Source organism: Natronospira sp., assembly GCF_007134575.1.
In the GTDB taxonomy this organism is placed as follows: Bacteria; Pseudomonadota; Gammaproteobacteria; order Natronospirales; family Natronospiraceae; genus Natronospira; species Natronospira elongata.
Genome location: NZ_SLKM01000045.1, coordinates 1 through 2,634, shown reverse-complemented (window position 1 = coordinate 2,634; position 2,634 = coordinate 1). Strand labels below are relative to the sequence as shown.

The following is a 2,634-nucleotide window of genomic DNA, read 5'->3' as shown; positions in this document are numbered from 1 at the left end:
GGGTGGCCGCGACTGGATGCATGCACTCTGACCTGATGGGTGCGTCCGGTGTGCAGACGGGCTTCCACCAGTGTCCATCCCGGCTGGCCGGCCACCGGATAGTGTCGCAGGGGTCGGAAATCGGTACGCGAGGGCTTGCCACTCTCGCTCACGAACACCCGGTTCTCACCGCTGTCACGGTGACTGCGGGCCAACGGGGCATCCACGGTGCAGGCCTTGGCCCACTGTCCACGAACCAGGGCCAGGTAGCGCTTCTCCACCCGATTGGCGCGCAGGGCGGCATGCAGACGGCGGAGCGTGGAGCGGCGCTTGGCAATGATGAGACAGCCGCTGGTCTCCCGATCCAGACGATGGGCCAGTTCCAGATAGCGGGCATCAGGCCGGGCCTGACGCAGGGCGTCAATCAGACCGAAATGCAGGCCACTGCCGCCATGGACCGGCACCCCGGAAGGCTTGTTGATGATGATCAGACGGTCGTCCTCGTAGAGAATCCGATCGCCCAGACGCGACTGCAGCCGCTCCGGCACCTTGCCGGCCCGCGTACTGCGACCGCTCACCGGCGGGATTCGCACCGAATCGCCCGCCTCCAGGCGGTAATGGGGTTTGGTGCGGCGCCGGTTGACCCGGACCTGTCCGGTTCTCAGCAGACGGTAGATCAGGCCCTTGGGGACGCCCTTGAGGACGCGGCGCAGATAATTATCGATGCGCTGCCCGGCATCCTCTTCACCGGCTTCCAGCAGCCTTGGGCCTTCCGACATGAGTCAGCGATTCCTTAGATTGAGTATATGGGGGTGGACTGTTATATTACCGGAGCGGTTCGTTCGCCCACAAACACGCGGCTCCGTGAGGGCCTAAAGGGCAAGACAGGATCCGGTTATCCGGACCCCAGGCGACGAATCCCAGCACGGCTTCAGAGTGCCGTGCGGCAAGGAACAGTATCGTCAGCTCTCAATGCAGAGCTATCAGGGGGAGTCGGCCGGCCCAGAATGGTCGCGGCTCCATCGTTTTCATCGCTCGACCGTTCCGGGCACGGCCCGTGGATGGACGACTCGAAAACGCGCTCCCATGCCTCGAGCATGGTCAGGAAGCGCCGAGTGATGAATGGCAGGATTTCAGGCAGCCACCACTGCTACGAGAGATTGGCGGCGCCCTCTTCATTCCAGACCAGAAGAACCTGTCCACGACAACGGCCTTTCATGACCCTGCCAGCGGCTGGTTGAGCGCTAGTGGGATTTTTTCATGAAGAGAATGCTGATCAACGCAACTCAACCGGAAGAGTTGCGCGTGGCCATGGTGGACGGCCAGAGACTCTACGACCTCGATATCGAAGTACTGGCCCGGGAACAGAAAAAGGCCAACGTCTACAAAGGCCGAATCACCCGCGTCGAACCCAGCCTTGAAGCCGCCTTCGTCGATTTTGGCGCCCAGCGTCACGGCTTCCTCCCCTTAAAGGAAATCTCCCGCTCCTATTTCAAGGAAGGTGCGGCGGACAGCCCTGGCCGCGTCAACATCAAGGACGCGGTGGTGGAAGGCCAGGAAGTCGTGGTCCAGGTGGACAAGGAAGAACGCGGCAACAAGGGCGCCGCACTGACCACCTTCATCAGCCTGGCCGGGCGCTTCCTGGTGCTGATGCCCAACAACCCCCGCGCCGGTGGCGTATCCCGCCGGATCGAGGGCGAAGACCGGACCCAGGTGCGCGAGGCCATGCGCAATCTCAACATTCCCAATGGCATGGGCGTGATCGTGCGCACTGCCGGCGTGGGCCGGACCACCGAAGAACTGCAATGGGACCTGGATTACCTCCTCCAGGTCTGGACTGCCCTGGAGCAGGCTGCCGGCGAACGCAAGGCACCGTTCCTGATCTACCAGGAAAGCAATGTCATCATCCGCTGCATCCGGGACTACCTGCGCACGGATGTGGGCGAGATTCTGGTGGATAGCCAGGAGATCTATAAGCAGGCCCACGACTTCATGTCCCAGGTCATGCCCCATAACCTGGGCAAGCTCAAGTTCTACGACGACGAAGTCCCGCTGTTCACCCGCTACCAGATTGAAAGCCAGATTGAATCAGCTTTCACCCGCGAAGTCCGTCTGCCCTCGGGTGGCTCGGTGGTGCTGGACCATACCGAGGCCCTGACCGCCATCGACATCAACTCGGCGCGGGCGACCAAGGGCGGTGACATCGAGGAAACGGCCCTCAACACCAACCTGGAAGCCGCCGACGAGATCGCCCGTCAGCTGCGGATCCGTGACCTTGGTGGCCTGGTGGTGATCGATTTCATCGACATGGGCCCCATGAAGCACCAGAAGGAAGTGGAGAACCGCCTGCGCGAGGCGCTGAAGATGGATCGTGCCCGGGTCCAGGTCAGCCGCATCTCCCGTTTCGGGCTTCTGGAAATGTCCCGCCAACGGCTGCAGCCTTCACTGGGTGAATCCAGTCAGGAAATCTGCCCTCGATGCAAGGGTGATGGTCGAATTCGCAGTGTTGACTCCCTTGCCCTGTCCATCCTCCGCATCCTCGAAGAAGAGGCCATGAAGGAGAACACCGCCCGCGTCGTGGCACAGCTTCCGGTCGAGGTGGGCACCTTCCTGCTCAATGAAAAGCGTGACCGGATCGCGGAAGTGGAACAGCGT

General features: G+C 62.0%; 2 protein-coding genes. One reads left to right on the top strand and one right to left on the bottom strand.

The genetic code is table 11. From position 1 onward, the window contains the following. Positions 1-758: RluA family pseudouridine synthase (locus ACJWXQ_RS01695; RefSeq protein WP_406672024.1), on the bottom strand; the 758-nt coding region annotated here is incomplete at its 3' end. Positions 759-1,239: 481 nt separating this feature from the next. Here ACJWXQ_RS01695 and ACJWXQ_RS01690 point away from each other — a divergent pair. Then, positions 1,240-2,634, top strand: a 1,395-nt coding sequence (locus ACJWXQ_RS01690) for an Rne/Rng family ribonuclease (RefSeq protein ID WP_406672023.1), incomplete at its 3' end; no start/stop codon positions are given.